The organism is Micromonospora sp. DT231 (assembly GCF_049847025.1).
Lineage (GTDB): Bacteria > Actinomycetota > Actinomycetes > Mycobacteriales > Micromonosporaceae > Micromonospora.
In genome coordinates this window covers 17614-40150 of sequence record NZ_JBNCNO010000012.1, presented here as the reverse complement: position 1 = coordinate 40150, position 22537 = coordinate 17614, and the positions used below count along the sequence as shown (strand labels likewise).

Sequence of the window (22537 nt, the reverse complement as noted above, 5' to 3'; positions counted from 1 at the left end):
ATGCCTACAGCGGAGCAGTCACCCGGGATCCCGGGTGACTGCTCCGCTGTAGGCAGACGACGCGGCGCGTCAGGCGCGGGTGACCTTGCCGGCCTTGATGCACGAGGTGCAGACCTGCAGCTTCTTGGTGTTGCCGCCACCGGCCGGGGTACGCACCGACTGGATGTTCGGGTTCCAGCGGCGGTTGGTCTTCTTCTTGGACCAGGGCACGTTGTGGCCGAAGCCCGGCCCCTTGCCACAGACGTCGCACACGCTAGCCACGGGATACTCCTGGGATTGAAACGTTCATGAGGTTGCCGGCAGAGGTGCTGCACGGGCAACCGCGTCAGCCTACCCGATGTCCCGCCGAGGTGACCAACCGCCCTGGCCCGGTGATCAGCCGCCCCTCCGCCGGTGCGCGGTGGTCGGCCCGCCCGGGTGACGGGGGGTGGTTCCGGCGGCAACTGTACCTGGAGGGCGGATCCCGTCCGTGCGGGCCAGGGGGAACGGACGTGCCGCGTGCGGGGCAACCGGACACGCCGGACGAGCCCGGCGCGTGTCGGTGCGCGCCAGTAGGCTTCTGGCCGTGCTGGACACCCTCGACGCCGCCGCGGTGCGCCGTTGGTGCGCGGGTGGACTGGCCGCGCTGAAGCGTCACCAGGGCGAGATCGACCAGCTCAACGTCTACCCGGTGCCGGACGGCGACACCGGCACCAATCTGGTGCTCACCCTCACCTCCGCCCAGCAGGCCCTCGCGATGGACCTGGACACCCTCCCCGACAGCGGGCCGACCGCGCACGGGCACGCGTTGCGGTTGATGGCCCAGGGCGCGCTGCTCGGCGCGCGGGGCAACTCCGGGGTGATCCTCTCGCAGATCCTGCGGGGTTTCGCCGACCAGGTCGCCGTGGCGCCGACGGTGCGTGGCCGGGAGTTCGCCGCCGCCCTGCGGTCCGGCACCACCGCCGCGTACACCGCCGTCGCCCGACCGGTCGAGGGCACCCTGCTCACCGTGGTCGCGGCGGCCGCCGCCGCGGCCGAACGCGCGGACAGTGCCGACCTGCCGGCGGTGGCCCGCCTCGCGGCGCGGGCGGCGGCCGAGGCGCTCGCCCGGACCCCGGAGCAGCTGCCGGCGCTGGCCCGCGCGGGCGTGGTCGACGCGGGTGGCCGGGGGCTCTGCGTGCTGCTCGACGCCCTGGTCGAGGTGCTGACGGGGGAGAGCGTCGACCAGCCGACGCCGACGACCCGCTCCGCCCGTCCGGCGGCCACCGTCGCGCGGGAGACCGGCTCCGACGAGTACGCGTACGAGGTGCAGTTCCTGCTCGACGCCCACGCCGAGGCGGTGGCCGGGATGCGACGGGCGCTGGACGCGCTCGGGGATTCGCTCGTCGTCGTCGGCGACGGGCGTGAGCCGGAGGGCACCTGGAACGTGCACGTGCACGTCAACGACGTGGGCGCGGCGGTCGAGGCGGGCGTCGTGGCCGGCCGCCCGTACCGGATCTCGGTGACCCGGTTCGCCGACCAGCCGGAGCCGCCCCGGGGCCAGGTGTCGGACGGCCGGGCCGCGGTGGTGGTGGCCACCGGCGGCGGCATCGCCGAGCTGTTCGCCGCGGAGGGCGCCACGGTCGTGGCGGGCAACCCGTCCACGGGTGAGCTGCTGGACGCGGTCCGCGGCACCGGCGCGGCCCGGGTGGTGGTGCTGCCCAACGACCCCAACACGGAGGCGGTGGCGAGCGCCGCCGCCCGTGCGGCCCGTCAGCACGGCATCAGGGTGAGCGTGGTGCCGACCCGCTCGCCGGTGCAGGCGCTTGCCGCCCTCGCGGTCCGCGACGCCGACCGCCGCTTCGAGGACGACGTGATCGCGATGGCCGAGGCCGCCGGTGCCTGCCGTTACGCCGAGGTCTGCCACGCCAGCCGCGAGGCGCTGACCATGGCCGGCCCGTGCCGTCCGGGCGACGTGCTGGCGCTCGTCGAGGGGGAGGTGCACCTGATCGGCACCGACCTCACCGACACCTGCGCCGCCGTGGTCGACCGGATGCTGGGCGGCGGGGGCGAGATGGTCACCCTGCTGTCCGGCGTGGACGCCCCGGCCGGGCTCATCGATGCAGTGCGCGCGCACGTCGCGCGACGGTGGCCGTTCGTCGAGGTGCACGCGTACCCGGGCGGCCAACCGTTTTATCCGCTCCTGGTAGGGATCGAATGAGCGAACCAGCCACCGTCGACACTCCGCTGAAGAAGCTGGTCGGGGACAAGACAGCCAAAGCGCTGGCCGCGCACCTCGACCTGCACACGGCGGGTGACCTGGTCTACCACTTCCCGCGTCGCTACGACGAGCGGGGCGAGCACACCGACATCCGCTCGCTGGACGTCGGCGAGCAGGTCACCGTGCTGGCCCAGGTGCAGCGCACCGCCGTACGCCCGATGCGGCAGCGACGGGGCAACCTGCTGGAGGTGACCGTCGGTGACGGCTCCGGTGGGCTGCTGACATTGACCTTCTTCGGCAACCAGGCGTGGCGTGAGCGCGAGCTACGCCCCGGCCGGTGGGGGCTGTTCGCCGGCAAGGTCACCGAGTTCCGGAGCAAGCGGCAGCTCAACGGCCCGGAGTACGTCCTGCTCGGTGAGGGCGGTGACGGCGAGGCGGCGGCCAGCGACGAGATCGAGGAGTTCGCAGGTGCGCTGATCCCCGTCTACCCGGCCGCCGCGGCCGTGCCGACCTGGGTGATCGCGCGGTGCGTGCGGGTCGTGCTCGACACGTTCACCCCACCCGACGATCCACTGCCGGACGAGGTGCGCGCCGGCCGCAAGCTGGTCGGGCTGGGCGCCGCGCTGACCGAGATCCACCGGCCGACCAGCAAGGAGGCGCTGTACCGGGCGCGGCGGCGGCTCAAGTGGGACGAGGCGTTCGCCGTCCAGTTGACGCTTGTGCAGCGCAAGCACCGGGCGGCCGACTGGCCGGCCCGACCCCGCCCGGCGCGCCCCGGCGGGCTGCTGGACGCCTTCGACGCCCGACTCCCGTACGAGCTGACGGCCGGTCAGCGTGACGTCGGCGTGGAGATCGCGGGAGATCTCGCCACGCCGCACCCGATGCACAGGTTGTTACAGGGTGAGGTGGGCTCGGGCAAGACGGTGGTGGCGTTGCGGGCGATGCTCCAGGTGGTCGACGCGGGCGGGCAGGCCGCGCTGCTGGCACCCACCGAGGTGCTGGCCGCCCAGCACCACCGCGGCATGCTCGACCTGCTCGGGCCGCTCGGGGGGGCCGGCGAGCTGGGGTCCGCCGAGCACGCCACCCGGGTCGAGCTGGTCACCGGCTCCCTGGGCGCGGCGGCCCGGCGGCGGGCGCTCGGCGAGGTGGCAAGTGGCGCCGCCGGCATCGTGCTCGGCACCCACGCCCTGCTCTACGAGGGCGTCGACTTCGCCGACCTCGGCCTGGTCGTCGTCGACGAGCAGCACCGCTTCGGCGTGGAACAACGCGACGCGCTGCGGGCCAAGGCCGACCAGCCGCCGCACGTGCTGGTGATGACGGCGACCCCGATCCCGCGCACGGTGGCGATGACCGTCTACGGCGACCTGGAGGTCTCCACCCTCTCCCAGTTGCCCCGGGGGCGGTCGCCGATCGCCTCGCACGTGGTGCCGGCCGCGGAGAAACCGGCCTATCTGGACCGGGCCTGGCGTCGGCTGCGCGAGGAGGTGGCCGCCGGCCACCAGGCGTACGTGGTGTGCCCGCGGATCGGTGACGGTCCCACGTCGGAGGAGGAGCCGCCACCCGAGGACGACAACGGTCGGCGTCCGCCGCTGGCGGTGACCGAGGTGGCTCCGCTGCTGGCCGAGGGCCCGCTGCACGGGCTGCGGATCGGGGTGCTGCACGGTCGCCTGCCGTCCGACGAGAAGGACGCCGTGATGCGGTCCTTCGCCGCCGGTGACCTGGACGTGCTGGTGGCGACCACGGTGATCGAGGTCGGCGTGGACGTGCCGAACGCCACCGTGATGATCGTGCTGGACGCCGACCGGTTCGGTGTCTCCCAACTGCACCAGCTGCGGGGCCGGGTCGGCCGGGGTGCCGCCGCCGGGCTCTGCCTGCTGGTCAGCGAGGCCGCCGAGGGCTCGTCGGCACGCGAACGGCTGGACGCGGTGGCGTCCACGAGCGACGGCTTCAAGCTCGCCGAGTTGGATCTGGAGCAGCGCCGCGAGGGCGACGTGCTGGGTGCGACCCAGTCCGGGCACCGCTCCCACCTGCGACTGCTGTCGCTGCGCCGCGACGCGGACCTGATCCGCGACGCCCGCGCCGAGGCGATCACCCTGATCGAGGAGGACCCGGACCTGAGCAGCAACCCGGCGCTGGCCGCCTCGGTCGCCGCGTTGGTCAACGAGGAGCGCGCCGAATACCTGGAAAAGGGCTGAGGCGTCCGACGGGTTTTCTCCTAGCGCAGCCAGCACCGTCCAGGCTCAGGGCTCGCACGCCTCGGATAGCGCCACCTCGGTCGACCGGCACGGGCTGAGGGTGACGCGGGGCGGCGAGTGGCGCCCACCCCGCCGTCCACCGACGGGGGTCCCGAACTCCCTACTCGGCTCGCGCAAGGCGCTGGCTCTACTCGGGTACCGCCAAAAATGGCTGAGGGCGCGTCGACCGGATGGTCGACGCGCCCTCAGTTGTTGGTCAGAGCGGGTTGTCTCAGGCGGTGAAGCGCACCCGACGACGACGCGCCATCACGAACAGACCAGCACCAACGGCGAGCAGCACCGCGGCGCCGGCGATGATGCCGCCGGTCGCGGCACCGGTCAGCGGCAGCGCCGGCTCGTCCTTGTCGCCGCCACCCTGGCCCGGGGTGCAGTTGGCCGGCTTGACCCACTTGACGGCGTCGGCCGGGTCGGCCTGCTCACCATCGACGCTGGGGGTGACGGTCAGACCCTCGTACGCCTCGAAGGTGACCTCGGTCTTCTTGCCGGGGACCAGCTCGAGCTTCTTGACGACGTTCTTCTCCGAGGTCAGCACGACGGCCTCGGTGATGCCGTCGGCCGGGTTGTCGGCGGTGATGACAAGCTCGTCACAGTCGAAGACGATCTCGAACACCGGAGCGTTGGGCTCCTCCGGCACCAGCGGACCGGTCGGCTCGCTCGGCTGCGTGGTCGGCACCGGGCTGGTCGGGACCGCAGTGGTCGGCGTGGTGGACGGCGTCGCGGACGGCGTCACCGACGGGGTCGCGCTCGGCGTCGCGGACGGCGTAGCGCTCGGCGTCACGGTCGGCGTGGGCGTGGGCTTCGTCGGCGTCGGCGTCGGCGTCGGCGGCGTGGTGCAGTTCCTGCTCAGCACCGCGGTGCCCGAGGCGGTGTTGGTGATCAGCTTGCCGTTGCGCGTCCACTCGGCGGTGACCTTCAGCTCAAGCGCGGCGCGCTTCTTGGTGAGCTGCATGCCGTTCACCTTGCCGCCGGCCAGCACCTTGGTGCCCACGGCGATGCCGTCGATGGTGGTGCCGGACGGGGTCCACACCTTCGTGATGGTGGCGTCGAGGTCACGCTCGCTGTTTTCCACCTTCCACTCGACGCGGTGCGCGCCGTCAGTGGTCTTGCAGGCGGTGCCGCTGATGGTGGTGTGGTGCGCGGACGCCGGGCCGGCGAAGGTCGCTGCGCCGGTGAGGCCGATCAGCGCGCCTGCGGCGATGGCCGCGACGCGCCGCATCGGAGACTTGGGGAGGTTCAACGCCTGCTCCTGGTGAGGGGGGTACGGATCGCGCGCGGGAGGTCGGGAGACGGGGCGACCGGTGGGTCGTCTGCTCACCGGGACGTCGCGCGACGCGGGGGTGCTCCCCGCGCTAAGCGGGGACAGAGGGTGACTGTACTGACGAGTCATGAATGAGGGGAGTTCTCATCATTGCCATTGGGCAATGTAGTTGATTCGTGATCTTTGATGTACGGAAGGTGGCCGAGTGATCACTGAGGACGAGCGGTGTCGACCCGTCGGTGGAGGGCTCCGCAGTGGACCGATCGACAGCGGGGGAGGTCACGGGCGTTCCCGGCGCGGTGGGCGACGTCAAGACCCCACGCGGACGCCGCCCGACCCGGCGATACCCGGCGGTGTCGGTCGTGGTCGGCGTCGACTCGCGTAGCGTCGCGGGCATGAGCAGGAGGAGACGGTGACCCGGATCGTGGCCGGAACGCTCGGCGGGCGGCGGATCGCCGCACCTCCCGGCGCCGGCACCCGACCCACGTCCGACCGGGTCCGGGAGGCGCTGTTCAGTGCCGTCGAGGCCGACGTCGACCTCGACGGCACCCGCTTCGCCGACCTGTACGCGGGCTCCGGCGCGGTCGGGCTGGAGGCGCTGTCCCGGGGTGCCCGGCACGTGCTGCTCGTGGAGTCCGACCCCCGGGCGGCCCGGGTGATCCGGGAGAACGTGGCGACCCTGCGCGCCGGTCCGGCCGTCCGCCTGGTCGCCGGCAAGGTGGCGACCGTGCTGGCCGCCGGCCCGGACGGCGGGCCGTACGACGTGGTCTTCGCCGATCCGCCGTACGCGGTGCCGGACGCGGAGATCAGCGCTCTGTTGACGACGCTCGTCGATGGTGGCTGGCTGGTGCCCGAGGCTCTGGTGGTCGTGGAGCGGTCCAGCCGGACCAGGCAGTTCGACTGGGTGGAGGGGATCACCCCCGAGCGCAGTCGCCGGTACGGCGAGACCACCCTTTGGTACGGTCGCCGATCATGAGACGTGCGGTGTGCCCCGGTTCGTTCGATCCGGTCACCAACGGACACCTCGACATCATCGGGCGAGCCAGTCGGCTCTTCGACGAGGTGATCGTTGGCGTCCTGATGAACCAGTCCAAGAGCGGTCTGTTCACCGTCGAGGAGCGGATCGAGATGCTCCGCGAGGTGACCTCGTCGTACGGCAACGTGCGGGTCGAGTCGTTCCGCGGGCTTCTGGTGGACTTCTGCCGGGCGCAGCAGGCGAGTGTGCTGATCAAGGGTCTGCGGGCGGTCAGCGACTTCGACTACGAGTTGCAGATGGCGCAGATGAACATCGGGCTGGCCGGTGTCGAGACGCTCTTCATGCCGACCAACCCGCTCTACTCGTTCCTCTCCTCAAGTCTGGTGAAGGACGTGGCGAAGTGGGGCGGCGACATCTCCGCCCACGTGCCCGACCCGGTCCGCGAGGCCCTACAAACCCGCCTGCGCCCAAACCCCTGACCAACCCTTCAACCCCACCCCCGTCCCGCGATCTTGCACTTGCGGTGCCCGAATCACCCCTTTCATGGCTGTTTGGGGCAACCGAAAGTGCAAGATCGGCGGGGTGAGGGCCTGGGCGGCGATGTCGCGACGCGCCGGATTGGGGCGGATGGGGCTCGTGTGGGGCGAGCACGACATGATTGGTGACGCGGGGAACGGCCGTAGCCCGCATCATGGAGGTCGGCCGAGGAACGACAGGAGTGAGGTACCGGTGGACCCGCTCGATCGCATCGACGAACTGATCGCCATGGTGGAGCAGGCCCGCTCCGTCCCGATGTCGCGCAACAACTGCATGGTCGACCGGGGTGAGATGATCGCCGCCCTCGACGAGATGCGCGCCGACCTCCCCGCCGACCTGCGTCGCGCCGCCGCGCTCCTGGAGGAGCGCGACAAGATCATGGAAGCCGGCAAGCGCGAGGCGGACCGGATCATCAGCGAGGGTGAGGCAGAACACGCCCGCCTGGTCTCGGTGAACGAGATCACCGTGTCGGCAGAGCACGAGGGCGCCCGGATCATCGCCGAGGCCCGCGCCGAGGCCCAGCGCCTGCGTGAGGAGGTCGACGACTACGTCGACACCGCGCTGGCCAACTTCGAGCAGTTCCTCACCCGGGCGCTGGCCTCGATAGAGCGTGGCCGGGACAAGATGCACGCACTACGGGAGATCGGCACCTTCGGTGGGGATGAGGCGGAACGCCCGCTACCCTTCTGAGCGGCACCTCACCAGCCGACATTCTCACCCGGGTGTCGCCCCCGGTTCGACGGTCCGGTGGTCACCCAGGTAACCTTTTTTGTCGGCCTCTCACCGGCCGGAGTCTGACTATGCCCAAGCACTCGCCATCGACACTCAACCCCAGGTCGCCGCTGGTCCTCGACACGAGGGACCTGCCGCGCCGCCCTGGCGCGTTGCGTGAGGTCCAGCGGGTCGTGCCGGCACCGGCGGACCTCGGTGTGGAGTTGATCGGCGTGCCGGAGGGCGCAGACCTCGACCTCGATCTGAGGTTGCAGTCGGTGTCCGAGGGCGTGCTCGTCTCCGGGACCATCACCGGTCCCGTCCGGGGCGAGTGCGGCCGTTGCCTGCGCGAGATCAACGACTCGATGGGCGTGACGATCCAGGAGCTGTACGCGTACGAGGACAGCACCACGGACGCCACGACCGACGAGGACGAGGTGGGCCGGATGCAGGGCGATCTGATCGACCTGGAGCCGGCGCTGCGGGACGCGTTGGTGCTCACGCTGCCGACCAACCCGCTCTGCCGGGAGGACTGCCCAGGGTTGTGCCCCGAATGCGGGACACACTGGGACGATCTGCCGGCCGACCACAGTCACCAGCAGATCGACCCGCGTTGGGCGGGCCTGTCGCAACTGACCGTTACAGAGGAGTAAGAACCGTGGCCGTCCCGAAGCGCAAGATGTCGCGCAGCAACACCCGGTCCCGCCGGGCGAACTGGAAGGCGACGGTGGTCGCGACCATCGCGTGCCCGCAGTGCAAGTCCCCGAAGCTGCCGCACGCCGCCTGCTCCGTCTGCGGCACCTACAACGGCCGCCAGGTTCTCGAGGTCTGACCTGGACGCCGAGTGACGCCCCCGACCCCAGGTCGGGCGGCGCGCGCACCCTGGCATTCGCCCGGTGCCCCGGCTTCCTCCGATGCCGGCCGGCACACTCCGGCCGGCGTTCCGATGGAGCCGGGCACCGCGCGGATCGCCGTTGACCTCCTCGGCGGGGACGACGCTCCCGCCGTCGTGGTTGACGGCGCTCTGCGGGCCGTGCGCGCTGACCCTGACCTGCACCTGCTCCTCGTCGGCCCGGCCGAGGTCGCCGACGAGCTGATTGCTGCCCTCGATCCGCCGCAACGTACGCGGATCACGGTGCGGCCCGTCCGTGATGTCGTCGGCATGGCCGACCATCCCAGCGCCGCCCGTGCCGAGAGCACGGTCCGCGCCGCGGTCACCGCCGTTCGCGACGGGACCGCCGACGCCCTGGTCTCCGCCGGCGCCACAGGCGCCACAGTCACCGCCGCCGTGCTCGGCCTCGGCCGCTGGCCGGAGATCCGCCAACCCGCGCTTGCCGCCACCCTGCCCACCGTGGCCGGTCCTGTCGTACTCCTCGACGTCGGCGGCTCGCTGGAACCCCGCCCGGCCACCCTCGCCCGCCACGCCGTGCTCGGCGCCGCGTACGCCGCGGTGGCGCACTCGATCGCCGCGCCGCGGGTCGGGCTGCTGTCGGTCGGCACCGAGGCCGGCAAGGGCGACCGGGTCCGTCGGGCCACCGACCCGTTGCTCGCCGTCGAGCCGCTGCCCGGCGGGGCGCGCTACGTCGGCCTGGTCGAGGGGTACGACGTGACCCTCGGCGCGCGCGTCGATGTGGTCGTCACCGACGGCTTCACCGGTAACGTGCTGCTCAAGGCCATCGAAGGCGCGTACGCGATGGCCGGTGGCCCACCCGCCGAAGGCGGCGCGCCCCGCGCGGCCGCCCTGCTGGGCGTCGCGGGGACCGTTGTCGTCTGCCACGGCTCCGCTCGCGCCGACGATGTCGCCTCCGGCATCGCCCTCGCCGCTCACCTGTGGCGGCGGCGCGCCACCGATCTGGTCTCGGCGTTGCTCGACGGCGACGCCGCGATGGACCGCACCGACCGCTCCACCGACACCGAGGTACGCACATCATGAGCAACGACAAGCGGCGGCGGGCGTCCGTCGGTCACCTGGAAGCCGCGTTCGGCGTGAGCCTGGAACCCGAGCTGCTACAGCGCGCCCTGACCCACCGCTCGTACGCGTACGAGAACGGCGGGCTGCCCACGAACGAGCGGCTGGAGTTCCTCGGCGACTCGGTGCTCGGCGTGGTGATCACCACCGCGCTGTTCCACAACCACCCGGACCTGCCCGAGGGGCAGTTGGCCAAGCTGCGGGCCAGCGTTGTCAACATGCGGGCGCTCGCCGACGTGGCCCGTGGCCTGGGCCCGGACGGCCTCGGCGCGTACCTGCTGCTCGGCAAGGGCGAGGAGACCACCGGCGGCCGGGACAAGGCGAGCATCCTCGCCGACACGCTCGAAGCGCTGCTCGGGGCGATCTACCTGCAGTACGGGTTGGACACCACCGGGATCGTCATCCACCGGCTCTTCGACCCGCTGATGGCCGAGTCGGCCGGTCGGGGCGCCGCACTGGACTGGAAGACGAGCCTCCAGGAGCTGACGGCGGCGCTCGGGCTCGGCGTCCCGGAGTACCGGATCGAGGGCACCGGCCCGGATCACCTCAAGACGTTCACCGCCTGGGTGGTGGTGGCCGGCAACCGGTACGGCGGCGCCGAGGGGCGCAGCAAGAAGGAGGCCGAGCAGCGGGCCGCCGAGGCCGCGTGGCGAACGCTCGCCGAGCAGAACGGCCAGGCGGGCGACGACGGCCAGGACGGCAGGGCCGGCGAGGGTGGCCGGGACGGCAGGGCCGGCGAGAGTGGCCGGGACGGTCGGGTCGGCGACGACGGCCAGACCGGCGGCGACGGCCGGGGCCAGCTGATCGACCCGGACGGCTCGGCCGACCGGGACGAGCCGTTCGGGCCGCTGGAACGCGCCGGACGGGCGGCCCAGGCCGAGCAGGCCGACCATCTGGCGCAGGCCCTGCCGGCCGGGGGTGCCGACGGACACGAGACGGGGCTGCGGCGTGCCTGAGCTACCCGAGGTCGAGACCGTCCGGCAGGGGCTGTCCCAGTGGGTCATCGGCCGCCGGATCACCTCGGTCGAGGTCCGTCACCCGCGCGCCGTGCGCCGGCACGTCCCGGGCGGCGTGCACTTCGCCGACGTGCTCGCCGGCCGGACCGTGCTGGACGTCCGCCGTCGCGGCAAGTACCTGTGGCTGCCACTGGACAGCGGCGACGCGATCATCGGGCACCTCGGGATGTCCGGTCAGCTGCTGCTCCAGCCACCCGGCACCGCGGACGAGGCCCACCTGCGGGTCCGGTTCCGGTTCGCCGACGACGGGCCGGAGCTGCGCTTCGTCGACCAGCGCACGTTCGGCGGGCTGTCGGTGAGCGAGGGTGGCGCCGAGTTGCCCGACGAGATCGCGCACATCGCCCGCGACCCGATGGATCCGGAGTTCTCCGACGCGGCGTTCGTCGCCGCGCTGCGCCGCCGGCACACCGAGGTGAAGCGGGCGCTGCTCGACCAGACCCTGATCTCCGGGGTGGGCAACATCTACGCCGACGAGGCGCTCTGGCGTGCCGGGCTGCACGGCGGCCGGCCCACCGACGCGCTCACCGGGCCGGCCGCGCAGCGCCTGCTCGGCCACGTCCGTGACGTGCTCGCCGAGGCGATAAGCGTGGGCGGCACCAGCTTCGACGCCCTCTACGTCAACGTCAACGGCGAGAGCGGCTACTTCGACCGGGCGCTCAACGCCTACGGGCGCGAGGGCGAGCCGTGCCGGCGGTGTGGCGCGCCGATCCGCCGCGAGGCGTTCATGAACCGCTCCTCGTACAGTTGCCCGCGCTGCCAGCCACGACCGCGGGTGTCCCTTCGGGGATGACCCCGAGTCGGCTCCGGGTCGGCACCGGCGGGTCGCGGCCGGACGCTCCGGGTCGCACCCCGGCGTACGCCCGAATCGCGGGTTGATGTCCATCCGGCGGCCCGCCGCCCCCGGTGTACCGGTTCCGGGGCGGGCTAGGGCCGTTCCCCGATGTGACCGCCTCGTCACGCACCTAACGTCAGCACCGTTGACAGGGGGTTGACGTGACAGGGGGACCCGAGATGGGCAGAAGACCGGTGACGGTGCGGCTGGCGCGGTGGAGCGCCGAGCACCCGTGGCGGGCGATCGCACTGTGGGTCGTATTCGTGGCGGTGTGCTTCGTCGGTGGCAGCGCCGCCGGCCTCAACGAGGCCACAAGCGCCGACGAGCAGATCGGCGAGGTGGGGCGAGCCGGCCTGATCGTGGACGCCGGCAACTTCGACGATCCGGCCGTGGACAACGTGCTCATCACCGCGCGCAGCGGCGCGCTGGACCCCGCGGCGGCGAAGGCGGCGGCCGACGACGCCGCGGCCCGGCTGCGCACGGTCACCGGGGTCGCCGAGGTGGGCCAGCCGGTCACCGCCCGGGACGGCTCGGCGCTGCTGTTGCCGATCACCATGTCCGGTGACCCGGAGACCGCCTCGGAGCGGGTGCAGCCGCTGCGCGACGCCACCGCCGCCGTGCAGACCGCGCACCCGCAGTTGCGTGTGGAGCAGGTCGGCGGGCCGTCGATCGAGCAGGCGCTCGACGACACGCTGGGCAAGGACTTCAAGCGTGCCGAGCTGCTCAGCCTGCCGGTCACCCTGGCCATCCTGATCATCGCGTTCGGCGCGTTGATCGCGGCCAGCGTCCCGGTGCTGCTGGCGCTCTCCTCGGTCGCCGCCGCGATGGGCCTGTCCACGCTCGCCTCGCACCTGGTGCCGGCCACCGACACCACGGCGCCGGTGATCCTGCTGATCGGCATGGCGGTGGGGGTCGACTACTCACTGTTCTACATCCGCCGGGAGCGGGAGGAACGGGCCAAGGGCCGCTCCGGCCTGGACGCTGTGGAGATCGCCGCGGAGACCTCCGGGCACGCCGTGGTGGTCTCCGGCATTGCCGTGATCATCGCGATGGCCGGGCTGCTGCTCGCCGGTGACGTGGTCTTCTCGTCCCTGGCCGTCGGCTCGATCCTGGTGGTCGCCGTCGCCGTGACCGGCTCGCTGACCGTGCTGCCCGCCCTGCTGGCCAGGCTCGGCCGCTGGGTCGACCGGCCCCGGGTGCCGCTGCTCTGGCGGCTGACCGCCCCGCGCACCGGCCGGCACGGCGAGCCCCGCAAACCCCGGCTCTGGCCCGCGTTGCTCCGGCCGGCGTTGCGCACTCCGGTGGCGACGCTTGTCATCTCGGTCGGCCTGCTGCTCGCGTTGGCCGCGCCGGCGCTCGGCATGAAGCTGAAGTTCCCCGGCTCGGAGGACCTGCCGCGCACCACGCCGGCCATGCAGGCGTACGACCGGCTCACCGCCGCGTACCCGAGCACCGGTATCAATCACGTGGTGGCCGTCCGGGCGCCGGCCGAGCAGGCCGACCGGGTCCGGGCCGCGCTCACCGACCTCGCCGGCAGGGCCGCCGGTGACCCGCTGTTCGTCCCGGCCGAGGCGGACGGCCCGAAGATCGAGGTGTCGGCCGACCGCCGGGTGTCGGTGCTCGACGTCGCCACCCCGTACACCAGTCGGGACGACCGGTCGGTGCGGTCGCTGGAGAAGCTGCGCGGGGACCTGGTCCCGGCCGAGCTGCGGGGCATCCCCGGCGTCGAGTACGCGGTCGGCGGCGGCGTGGCCGAGAACGTGGACTACGCCGCCCACGTCCGGGACAAGCTGCCCCTGGTGATGGGCTTCGTGCTCGTGCTCACCTTCCTGGTGATGACGTTCACCTTCCGGTCGGTGGTGGTCGCGGCCAGCTCGATCGCGCTGAACCTGCTCTCCGCCGGCGCCGCGTACGGGCTGCTGGTGCTGATCTTCCAGGGGGAGTGGGCGGAGGGGCTGCTCGGCTTCACCTCGATGGGCGCGATCGTGTCCTGGCTGCCGCTGTTCCTCTTCGTGGTGCTCTTCGGCCTCTCGATGGACTACCACGTCTTCGTGGTCAGTCGGATCCGTGAGGGAGTCCGGGCCGGCATGCCCAACCGGGACGCCGTGTCGTACGGGATCACCTCGTCGGCCGGCGTGGTGACGAGCGCGGCGATCGTGATGGTCGGCGTGTTCTCGATCTTCGCCACGTTGAGCACGATCGACATGAAACAACTCGGCATCGGCCTGGCGGCGGCGATCCTGCTGGACGCCACGATCATCCGGGGAGTGGTGCTGCCCGCGCTGATGACCATGCTCGGCGATGCCAACTGGTGGGCCCCACGCTTCCTGCGCCCGCGCCCCGAGGTCGCCCCGGCCGACCCGCCGGCCCCGACCCCGGAGCTGGTGCCCGTCCCCTAACCACCCCGCTCCCGCCCCGCCCCGCCCCGCCCCGCCCTCGCTCCCGCCCGCTCCCGCTGCGCCGATCTTGCACTTTCTGTCGCGACGAACCCGAACAAACACCGCGAATCCACAACCGAAAGTGCAAGATCGCGGGCGGGGCGAGGGCGGGGGCGGGGCGGGGCGAGGGCGGGGCGCGGGCCGGGCCGGGCGGCGGGGCGGGTGGGGGTTAGGGCAGGGGGCAGGGTTCGCGCCACGCGTCCAGGTTGCGGTCCTTGCGGATCGAGGCGAAGCCGTAGCCGACCGTGGTGACACAGAAGTCCTCTGCCTCGGCGGCGTACTCCACGTGGAAGACCGGCTTGCCCGCGTCGGCGAACGGCAACAGCTTGGCGCACTGGCCCAGCCGGACGCACTCCTCGTTGACCGCGAAGTCGAAGTCCGGGGCCAGCGCGGCGAGCTGCGGCACGTCGTTGACCAGCCCGGGGGAGAGGCTCAGAGTGCGGGCCAGCTGGGCGAGTCGGCGGTTGAACAGCAGTTGGTCGTCGAAGTCGAGGGGGAAGCCGGTGCGGGACGCGTACCCGTCGGCGTCGGCGAACGCCACCGCTCCGAAGCCCTTGCCCCGGCACAGCCGGAACCTGTCGGCCAGCACCGGCTCCAGCGCGTCCCAACTGCGGACGTCCAGCCAACGGCTGTCCGGTCGGCGGGCGGCCGCGCCCCGTACGGCGTCCGGGAGCCGGCTGGCGTCCGGGTCGGCGGAGCGGACCGAGCCGACGTGCACCTGGCAGATCAGCCGGCGGTCCCGGGAACGCAGCTCGGCGGTCTGCGCGGCGGTGGTGTCCACCGGGTCGAGAAGGAAGACGTCGGCTTCCACCGCCGGGTCGAGCGGGCCGCTGAGTTGCCACTGCCACTGCCACTGGCGGGCCTGCGCGGCCGGCCACTGGGTGGGCGCGCCGGGCGGGGTCAACTCGGGTCGGCATCCGTACGCCGGCACCACCAGGGCGAGCGCGACGCCGGCCGACAGGACGCGGCGCAGTGGGCGTACGGCGACGCGTCGCCGCGGCCGGATCCGCATCGGCAGCTCCCGGGTCCCGGACGGCCCGTCGCCGCCCTTGCCGGTACGCCGCCCCCACGCTCCGGCCCGGCGTACCTCACCGGGTCAAACGAGCGCGGGGGCGCGAACGACGCGCGGTCAGCGCGGCGCCGCGAAGACCTGGGTCCAGTACGGCCCGTTGCTGGTGGCGATCCCGACGCCGATCTCGGTGAACGCGCAGTTCAGGATGTTGGCCCGGTGGCCGGAGCTGTTCATCCAGGCGTCCATCACCGCGGCCGGGGTCTGCTGGTTCCAGGCCACGTTCTCGCCGTACGTGCGCCAGGCGTAGCCGACCCGGTCCAACCGGACGCCGGCGTTGCTGCCGTCGCTGCCGGTGTGCGACATGTTCTTGTGGTCGGCCTGGTCCTGGCTGTGCTTCTGGGCGGCGGTCATCAGCTTGTCGTCGATGCTCAGCGCCCCGCAGCCGGCCTTGGCCCGCTCGGCGTTGACCAGGTCCACCACCTCGCGGGCCTGGGCGCTGACGGTGCCGCTGGAACCGCTGGAACCGCTGGAACCGTTCGAGCCGCTGCTCGTGGCCGGGGCGCTTGTGCGCGGCGTGCCGCGCCGTGACGCGGCGGTGGTACGCGACGCCTCCGGGGTGGGCTTGACGGCTCTGCTCGGTGTCGGGCTCGGCGGGGTCGGGCTGGGCGTGCTGGTCGGGGACGGCGCGGCGAGGGTGTCGAGGGTCGGTTCCTCGGTCGGCGCCGCCGACGCCGCGAAGGTGTCGTCGACGGCCGTCGGCTGGCCGGCCCCGTCGTCACCGCCGGGTAGCCCGAGCGCGCCGACGCCGAGGCTCACCACGAGGGTGGCCGCCGCGGCGGCCCCACCGATCATCAGCGGACGTCGCCAACGGGGGCGGGAGCGGTGACGCCCCTCGCCGGCCCGGTCGGCGTCGGCGGGAAAGTCAGCTGTCGTCTCCGGGCCGGGGTCGGGCCGCCAACCACCTGTCGTCTCCGGCCTGGGTTCGGTGTGCCAGCCGCCGGTGGCCGGCCCGGCGGAGCCACTGCCGTGCCACCGGTCGGTGGTCGGCTCGGCCGGGCTGCTGCCGTGCCAGGCGCCGGTGGCCGGCTCGCCCGGGCCACTGCCGTGCCACCCGTCCGTGGTCGGCTTGGCCGGGCTGCTGCCGTGCCACGCGCCGGTGGGCGGTCCGGCCGGGCGGCCGTCGTGCCAGCCCTCGGTCGGCTCGTGCTCCGGGCGCTGGTCCGGCCAGGCGGCGGTCCGCGCGTCGACCGGCCCGCCGGGGGCCGCCGGGTCCGGCTGCCAGCCGGTCGGGGGCTGCTCCCGCTGCCACTCGTCGCCGGGCTGGTTCGGGTCGTCGTCACCGAACAGGTAGGCCGAGCGGGGCTCCGGACGGTCGTGCAGCCAGGTCGGCTCGTCGGTCGGCCGCTCGGCGCGCCGGGAGGCGCCGTTCGGGTCCATCGGGTCGGTCCAGCCGTACACGCCTATGCCTCCACGGGTCGGTTGCGGGCCGGGGTGACGCTACGGCGCGCCTGCGACCTGCGGCAACGTGGCTAAGGAAGAGTTAAGGGGAACTCGGACGCCCGGGTGCGGAATTCCCCGGATCCGGGCGTACAGTAAAGGCGTCCGGACAGAGCGTGTCCGTGCCATTGCGGCAGCCCCCCGACAAGTGGACAGGTCGACGTAGAGATGATCTACGGCCTGCGAGAACTTGACGAAGGAGGGGTTTGCGGCTCAATATATAGGTGTCGCCAGTCGCGCCCGGTCATGCCCAGATACAGCCTGGAATGACAGCCGCGTACAAATGGGCGCGCGTTGGTCCGGCCTTTCCGGCAGCGCATATCAAGGAGTCAGCATGGCGAAGGCCCTCTACGGCCACGTAGGTGCAGCGCCCGACCGGCGTCTGCTCGACGAGGTCACCCGACTGCGTTCCAGGGTTCAGGCACTGGAGTTCGAGATCACCCGGTTGCGTGCCGACAATGATCGGCTCGCGGCGGCCGCCGCGGAGGCAGACGATCTGCTCCGTCTGGCCGAGCCGGCACTGACCTGATCTCTGTGTCGCAAAACTGAATCGCACTTCGCAAAATGCGCGCCGACACCTGTGTGCCGGCGCGCAACACTGTCCGGCCCCTTTCGGCGCCGACGATTTATGATCTTGTGGTCGGTCCCGCCCTTACCGCGTCCTCGGTATCCGAATAGCACGCCGAGCGATAAGCCGATCATGAACGGCTCTCGTCCCTGTCGTGATCGCCAGAACAACAGCGCGCTCGCGGCTCGCGCCCGCGCCGCACGCGGCCCGGGGCGGGTCGCGTGCCCGCCCGCTTCCACCACCGGGTTAGGGTCTGTGTCAAAGCCCCTGGCCGGCCTGCGGCGGGCCCAGACGACGACCGGCCGCGTTGGAGATTCGTCCGGGTACCGGTGTTGTATCCGGACGAATCTCCGCCTTGCCGGATCGCCGTCTGGACTCCGCCTCGGCCCGACCGAGGGCTTTGACACAGACCCTAGTCTGCGAGTTCACCCAGGTCCCCACAGCCGGCGACGGTACGGCGGCCACCGGACGAGGATCGAGAAGGTGTATCTCAAGAGCCTGACGGTGAAGGGCTTCAAATCCTTCGCCTCCGCCACGACGTTGAAGCTGGAGCCCGGGATCACCTGCGTGGTGGGCCCGAACGGCTCCGGCAAGTCCAACGTCGTCGACGCCATCGCCTGGGTGCTCGGCGAGCAGGGCGCCAAGGCGCTGCGCGGCGGCAAGATGGAGGACGTCATCTTCGCCGGCACCGCCGGTCGCGCGCCGCTGGGCCGTGCCGAGGTCACCCTCACCATCGACAACACCGACGGCGCGCTGCCCATCGAGTACACCGAGGTCTCCATCACCCGCCGGATGTTCCGCTCCGGCGAGAGTGAGTACGAGATCAACGGCAACACCTGCCGGCTGCTCGACATCCAGGAGCTGCTGTCCGACTCCGGCATCGGCCGGGAGATGCACATCATCGTCGGGCAGGGCCGACTCGACGGCATGCTGCACGCCAAGCCGGAGGACCGTCGGTCGTTCATCGAGGAGGCGGCAGGCGTCCTCAAGCACCGCAAGCGCAAGGAAAAGGCGCTGCGCAAGCTCGACGCGATGCAGACGAACCTCAACCGGCTCACCGACCTCACCGCCGAGCTGCGTCGCCAGCTCAAGCCGCTGGGCCGGCAGGCCGAGGTTGCCCGCCGGGCGGCGGCCATCCAGGCCAACCTGCGCGACGCCCGGCTGCGCCTGCTCGCTGACGACCTGGCCACCCTGCGGACCACCCTGGACCGGGAGATCGCCGACGAGACGGCGTTGCGGGAGCGGCGTGAGCAGATCGAGGGCGAGCACGTCGAGGTGCAGGGCCGGCTCGGCGAGTTGGAGGCGGCCCTGGCGGAGGACGCTCCGCTGCTCGCCGCCGCCCAGGACACCTGGTACAAGCTGTCCGCCCTCCAGGAACGCTTCCGCTCGATCGAGCAGTTGGCCCGGGAGCGGCTGCGGCACCTCAGCGCCGGCGGCGACGACGAACGACCCGGCCGCGACCCGGACCAGTTGGAGGCCGAGGCGGAACGCGTCCGCGAGCAGGAGGAGGAGCTGCGCGCGGCGCTTACCGACGACCAGATCCGGCTGGCCGAGGCGGTCGAGCACCGCCAGGAGCTGGAACGGCAGCTCGCCGCCGCCGAGCGGGAGCTGGTCGCCGCGGCCAAGGCCATCGCCGACCGGCGCGAGGGAATGGCCCGGCTCACCGGTCAGGTCAACTCGGCCCGAGCCCGGACGACGAGCGCCGGTGAGGAGATCGACCGGCTCGCCGTCGCGCACGCCGACGCGCTGGGCCGCGCCGAGCAGGCGCAGGCCGACCTGGACGCGGTGGCGGCCCAGTCCACCGAGGCCGACCGGGACAACGCGGACCTGGACGCCCGGCACGCCGAAGCGGTCGCCGTGCAGGAGCGGGCGCAGGCCACCGTGCGGTCGCTCTCCGACGCCGAGCGGACGGCGGAGAAGGACGCCGCCACCTGGAAGGCCCGGGAGGAGGCGCTCGCCCTGGGGCTGCGGCGCAAGGACGGCGCCGGGGCGCTGCTCGCCCGCGCCGGCGACGTACCCGGCCTGCTCGGCAGCCTCGCCGGGCTGCTCACCGTCGCGCCCGGTCACGAGGCCGCGCTGGCCGCCGCCCTCGGCGGTCTCGCCGACGCGGTCGCCGTGAGCGGGGTGGACGAGGCCGTCGAGGCGATGCGGCTGCTGAAGATCTCCGACGCCGGCCGGGCCGGCCTGCTCGTGGGCAGCCCGGCGGGGCCCGGCATGACCGGCTCCGCCGACGCGCTGCGCCCGAAGCTGCCCGATGCGGCCAGGTGGGCCCCCGACCTGGTGGAGTGCGGCCCCGAGCTGCGCCCGGCGGTGCACCGTGCACTGCGGGACGTGGCGCTCGTGGACGATCTCGCCGCCGCGGCCGAGCTGGTCGCCAGCAACCCCGAACTGCGGGCGGTCACCCCGGACGGTGACGTGGTCGGGGCGTACGCGGCGGCCGGTGGGTCGGCCAAGGCCCCCAGCTACATCGAGGTGCAGGCGGCCGTCGAGGAGGCCCGCGGCAACCGGCTCACCGCCGAGCGCGCCGGCGCGGAACTGCGTGACCAGCTCGTCGAGGCGCGCGCCGAGGTGGCCGCCGCCAAGGAGGCCGTGCAGCACGCCGCCGCCGAGAAGCGCGAGGCGGAGAGCCACCGCAACGCCGCCGCCCGCCGGTTGGCCGAGCTGGGCGCGGCGGCCCGGTCCGCGAAGGCGGAGACCGACCGCCTCGGCGACTCCCGCTCCCGTGCCGAGGCGGCCCGGCAGCGGGACCTCACCGCGCTCGCCGAGCTGGAGGAGCGGCTGCGGCTGGCCGAGGAGACCCCTGTCGACGCCGAGCCGTCGAGCGAGGACCGCGACCAGCTCGCCGCCATGGTGCCGCAGGCCCGGCAGAACGAGATGGAGGTCCGGCTCGCGGTGCGTACCGCCGAGGAGCGGGTCTCCTCGATCGCCGGCCGGGCCGACTCGCTGACCCGGCAGGCCACCGCGGAACGGGCCGCGCGGGAACGCGCCGCGGCCCGGCGAGCCGCGCGCACCCGGGGCGCGGGCATCGCCCGTGCCGTCGCCGGCGGCGCCCGGGAGGCGCTCACCCGGCTCACCACCTCGATCGCGACGGCCGAGGAGCACCGCGACGCGGTCGCCCGGGAACGCGCCGCCCGGGAGGCCGAGCTGCAGGAGGTACGCGGGGCGGCCAAGCGGCTCGGCGCGGAGCTGGAACGGCTGACCAGCCAGGTGCACCGCGACGAGGTGGCCCGCGCGGAGCAGCGGCTGCGCATCGAGCAGTTGGAGGCGAAGGCCGCCGAGGACTTCGGGTTGGACGTGGAGACGCTTGTCGCCGAGTACGGCCCGGCGCAGCCCGTCCCGCCGACGGCTGTCGACGTCGCGGCGGCCGAACGCGACGGCCTGCCGGTGCCCGAGCCGGTGCGCTACGAGCGGCCGGTGCAGGAGAAGCGGGCCGCCAAGGCGGAACGCGAGCTGGCCCTGCTCGGCAAGGTCAACCCGCTCGCGCTCGAGGAGTTCGCCGCGCTGGAGGAGCGCTTCAAGTTCCTCTCCGAGCAGTTGGAGGACCTCAAGGCCACCCGCCGGGACCTGCTCACCGTGGTCAAGGACGTGGACGAGCGAATCCTGGAGGTCTTCGCCGGCGCCTTCGCCGACACCGCCCGGGAGTTCGAGCAGGTGTTCACAGTGCTCTTCCCCGGTGGTGAGGGCCGACTGATCCTCACCGACCCCGACGACCTGCTCACCACTGGCGTCGAGGTGGAGGCCCGCCCGCCGGGCAAGAAGATCAAGCGACTGTCGCTGCTCTCCGGCGGCGAGCGGTCGTTGACCGCGGTCGCCATGCTGGTGGCGATCTTCCGCGCCCGACCCAGCCCGTTCTACATCATGGACGAGGTGGAGGCGGCCCTGGACGACGTGAACCTCGGCCGGTTGATCACGTTGCTGGCACAGTTGCGGGAGAAGAGTCAGCTGATCGTCATCACGCACCAGAAGCGGACGATGGAGATCGCCGACGCGCTCTACGGCGTGACCATGCGCAGCGGGGTCACCCAGGTGATCAGCCAACGGCTCAACCGGGCCGACGAGGACGACAAGCGGCACCGCCGCGGCGAGGAGAACGGGTAGTGGCTCGGGAACGCGCGACGGCGCTCCTGCTGGACTTCGACGGCGTACTGCGCCGGTGGGACCCGGCGGTGGCCGCCGTCGTCGAGCGGGAGTACGGCCTCTCCGAGGGGGTGCTCGGTGAGATCGCCATGCAGTGGGGGCGGCTCCAGCCGGTGCTCACCGGCCAGGTCAGCCACGCCGAGTGGATGAGCAGCGTGGCGGACGCCCTGACCGAATCGGTGGGCAGCCCGGAACGGGCCCGCGCCGCCGTCGAGCAGTGGCAGGGCTACCGGGGCGAGGTCGACCAGGAGGTGCTGGCGTTCGTCCGGGAGGTCCGGGCGGCGGGCGTCCGGGTCGGGCTGGGCACCAACGCCACCGACCTGCTCGACGCCGACCTGGCCGCGCTCGGCCTGGTGGGCGAGCTGGACGTGGTGGTCAACTCCTCCACGATCGGCGTGCACAAGCCGGCCCCGGAGTATTTCCAGGCCGCCTGCCAGGCGCTGGCCACCCCGCCGGCCCGGGTGCTCTTCGTCGACGACGAGGACTGGGCCGTCCGGGGCGCCCGCTCCGCCGGGCTGTCGGCGCACCGCTGGGGCGGCCACGCCGACCTGCGTTACCTGCGGGCGGCCCTGGCCCACTGAGCGTCGGTCACTCGCCGGTGACGCCGTCGATGCGTTCCCGGATCAGGTCGGCGTGACCGTTGTGCCGGGCGTACTCCTCGATCATGTGCACGTACACCCAGCGCAGGTTGAAGGTGCGCTTCTTCGCGCCGACCTCGACGAACGTCTCGTCGAGCGAGTGGCCGGCGGCGGCCTCGCGGGCCAGCGCCACCTCGCGGTGGAAGACGGCGAAGTCGGCCTCGGCGTCGGCGTCGCTGACGTCGTGGTCGGCGTCCGGGTTCTCCGGGGTGAAGTACGGGTAGTCGACAGGCTCGCCGGCGAAGTTCTCCCGGAACCACCAGGCCTCGACCTCGGCCAGGTGCCGGACCAGACCGAGCAGCGTCAGCCCGGACGGCTGCACGCTCGGCGTGCGCAACTGCTCCTCGGTCAGACCGGCGCACTTGAGCAGCAGCGTCTGCCGGTGGTAGTCGAGCCAGCCGTCGAGCATGGTGCGCTCGTCGCCGACGTGCGGTTCGGGGGTCCGGGTGATCTCCGGCGCGATCCAGGTCATGCCGCGCATCCTGCCCGGCACCCCGGACAGATTGCGAAGGAT

General features: G+C 72.8%; 18 protein-coding genes and 1 pseudogene. 14 read left to right on the top strand and 5 right to left on the bottom strand.

Translation table 11 applies throughout. From position 1 onward, the window contains the following. Positions 1–69: 69 nt before the first annotated feature. Positions 70–261, bottom strand: coding sequence for a 50S ribosomal protein L28 (gene rpmB, locus ACPXBU_RS26120; protein ID WP_091671657.1), 192 nt, complete (start codon positions 259–261; stop codon positions 70–72). A gap of 304 nt (positions 262–565) precedes the next feature. Here rpmB and ACPXBU_RS26115 point away from each other — a divergent pair, with 304 nt between their 5' ends. Beyond that, positions 566–2179 carry a DAK2 domain-containing protein gene (locus tag ACPXBU_RS26115; protein WP_425760067.1) on the top strand — a complete coding sequence of 538 codons (1614 nt, stop codon included), beginning with the start codon at positions 566–568 and terminating at the stop codon, positions 2177–2179. Next, positions 2176–4374 carry an ATP-dependent DNA helicase RecG gene (gene recG, locus ACPXBU_RS26110; protein WP_425760066.1) on the top strand — a complete coding sequence of 733 codons (2199 nt, stop codon included), beginning with the start codon at positions 2176–2178 and terminating at the stop codon, positions 4372–4374. Before ACPXBU_RS26115 ends, recG begins: the two co-directional genes overlap by 4 nt. 271 nt (positions 4375–4645) lie before the next feature. Here the strand turns inward: recG and ACPXBU_RS26105 are convergent, their stop codons facing one another. After that, positions 4646–5671, bottom strand: coding sequence for an LPXTG cell wall anchor domain-containing protein (locus ACPXBU_RS26105; RefSeq protein ID WP_425760065.1), 1026 nt, complete (start codon positions 5669–5671; stop codon positions 4646–4648). A gap of 433 nt (positions 5672–6104) precedes the next feature. Here ACPXBU_RS26105 and rsmD point away from each other — a divergent pair, with 433 nt between their 5' ends. The 9 genes and pseudogenes from rsmD (at position 6105) to ACPXBU_RS26060 (ending at position 14132) form a co-directional block, all read left to right on the top strand. Beyond that, entirely contained in the window at positions 6105–6668 is a 564-nt protein-coding gene (rsmD, locus tag ACPXBU_RS26100; RefSeq protein WP_425760064.1) for a 16S rRNA (guanine(966)-N(2))-methyltransferase RsmD, read from the top strand. After that, entirely contained in the window at positions 6665–7147 is a 483-nt protein-coding gene (gene coaD / locus ACPXBU_RS26095) for a pantetheine-phosphate adenylyltransferase (protein ID WP_393372877.1), read from the top strand. The genes rsmD and coaD overlap by 4 nt, the downstream gene beginning before the upstream one ends. Before the next feature lie 250 nt (positions 7148–7397). Next, on the top strand, positions 7398–7895 hold the full coding sequence (locus ACPXBU_RS26090) for a hypothetical protein (protein ID WP_281899866.1): 498 nt from the start codon (positions 7398–7400) through the stop codon (positions 7893–7895). A gap of 110 nt (positions 7896–8005) precedes the next feature. Beyond that, on the top strand, positions 8006–8569 hold the full coding sequence (locus ACPXBU_RS26085; protein ID WP_357411722.1) for a YceD family protein: 564 nt from the start codon (positions 8006–8008) through the stop codon (positions 8567–8569). Positions 8570–8574: 5 nt separating this feature from the next. Then, the gene (rpmF, locus tag ACPXBU_RS26080; RefSeq protein ID WP_252416735.1) at positions 8575–8748 is read left to right on the top strand and encodes a 50S ribosomal protein L32; all 174 of its coding nucleotides are present in this window, start codon (positions 8575–8577) and stop codon (positions 8746–8748) included. A 114-nt stretch (positions 8749–8862) separates the two neighbouring features. After that, positions 8863–9849, top strand: a complete 987-nt coding sequence (locus ACPXBU_RS26075; protein WP_393372881.1) for a phosphate acyltransferase — start codon at positions 8863–8865, stop codon at positions 9847–9849. Further along, a pseudogene (gene rnc / locus ACPXBU_RS26070) lies at positions 9846–10595 on the top strand (ribonuclease III); the annotation flags it as partial. The gene ACPXBU_RS26075 and the pseudogene rnc, both read left to right, overlap by 4 nt. Before the next feature lie 238 nt (positions 10596–10833). Beyond that, entirely contained in the window at positions 10834–11691 is an 858-nt protein-coding gene (gene mutM / locus ACPXBU_RS26065; RefSeq protein ID WP_393372884.1) for a bifunctional DNA-formamidopyrimidine glycosylase/DNA-(apurinic or apyrimidinic site) lyase, read from the top strand. A 221-nt stretch (positions 11692–11912) separates the two neighbouring features. Then, positions 11913–14132, top strand: a complete 2220-nt coding sequence (locus tag ACPXBU_RS26060) for an MMPL family transporter (protein WP_425760063.1) — start codon at positions 11913–11915, stop codon at positions 14130–14132. Positions 14133–14340: 208 nt separating this feature from the next. Here the strand turns inward: ACPXBU_RS26060 and ACPXBU_RS26055 are convergent, their stop codons facing one another. Both ACPXBU_RS26055 and ACPXBU_RS26050 read right to left on the bottom strand, forming a co-directional pair. Next, positions 14341–15183 (bottom strand): endo alpha-1,4 polygalactosaminidase, encoded by an 843-nt coding sequence (locus ACPXBU_RS26055; RefSeq protein ID WP_425760062.1) that lies wholly within the window; start codon positions 15181–15183, stop codon positions 14341–14343. Positions 15184–15300: 117 nt separating this feature from the next. Further along, positions 15301–16641 (bottom strand): CAP domain-containing protein, encoded by a 1341-nt coding sequence (locus ACPXBU_RS26050; protein ID WP_425760061.1) that lies wholly within the window; start codon positions 16639–16641, stop codon positions 15301–15303. A gap of 373 nt (positions 16642–17014) precedes the next feature. Here ACPXBU_RS26050 and ACPXBU_RS26045 point away from each other — a divergent pair, with 373 nt between their 5' ends. The 3 genes from ACPXBU_RS26045 to ACPXBU_RS26035 all read left to right on the top strand — a co-directional run bounded on the left by ACPXBU_RS26045 (position 17015) and on the right by ACPXBU_RS26035 (position 21966). Then, positions 17015–17209: a hypothetical protein gene (locus tag ACPXBU_RS26045; protein ID WP_030487463.1), complete on the top strand. Its 195-nt coding sequence runs from the start codon at positions 17015–17017 to the stop codon at positions 17207–17209. 522 nt (positions 17210–17731) lie between these two features. Continuing rightward, the gene (gene smc / locus ACPXBU_RS26040) at positions 17732–21346 is read left to right on the top strand and encodes a chromosome segregation protein SMC (protein WP_425760060.1); all 3615 of its coding nucleotides are present in this window, start codon (positions 17732–17734) and stop codon (positions 21344–21346) included. Further along, on the top strand, positions 21346–21966 hold the full coding sequence (locus tag ACPXBU_RS26035; protein ID WP_393372897.1) for an HAD family hydrolase: 621 nt from the start codon (positions 21346–21348) through the stop codon (positions 21964–21966). The genes smc and ACPXBU_RS26035 overlap by 1 nt, the downstream gene beginning before the upstream one ends. A 7-nt stretch (positions 21967–21973) precedes the next feature. On the opposite strand, the gene ACPXBU_RS26030 is transcribed toward ACPXBU_RS26035, so the two are convergent. Then, entirely contained in the window at positions 21974–22495 is a 522-nt protein-coding gene (locus ACPXBU_RS26030; protein WP_425760059.1) for a DinB family protein, read from the bottom strand. Positions 22496–22537 lie beyond the last annotated feature (42 nt).

Coding starts and splice junctions, on each gene's coding strand:
- recG (WP_425760066.1), top strand. CDS start 2,176: ATGAGCGAACCAGCCACCGTCGACACTCCGCTGAAGAAGCTGGTCGGG.
- coaD (WP_393372877.1), top strand. CDS start 6,665: ATGAGACGTGCGGTGTGCCCCGGTTCGTTCGATCCGGTCACCAACGGA.
- ACPXBU_RS26085 (WP_357411722.1), top strand. CDS start 8,006: ATGCCCAAGCACTCGCCATCGACACTCAACCCCAGGTCGCCGCTGGTC.
- ACPXBU_RS26075 (WP_393372881.1), top strand. CDS start 8,863: ATGGAGCCGGGCACCGCGCGGATCGCCGTTGACCTCCTCGGCGGGGAC.
- ACPXBU_RS26060 (WP_425760063.1), top strand. CDS start 11,913: ATGGGCAGAAGACCGGTGACGGTGCGGCTGGCGCGGTGGAGCGCCGAG.
- ACPXBU_RS26055 (WP_425760062.1), bottom strand. CDS start 15,183: ATGCGGATCCGGCCGCGGCGACGCGTCGCCGTACGCCCACTGCGCCGC.
- ACPXBU_RS26045 (WP_030487463.1), top strand. CDS start 17,015: ATGGCGAAGGCCCTCTACGGCCACGTAGGTGCAGCGCCCGACCGGCGT.
- ACPXBU_RS26030 (WP_425760059.1), bottom strand. CDS start 22,495: ATGACCTGGATCGCGCCGGAGATCACCCGGACCCCCGAACCGCACGTC.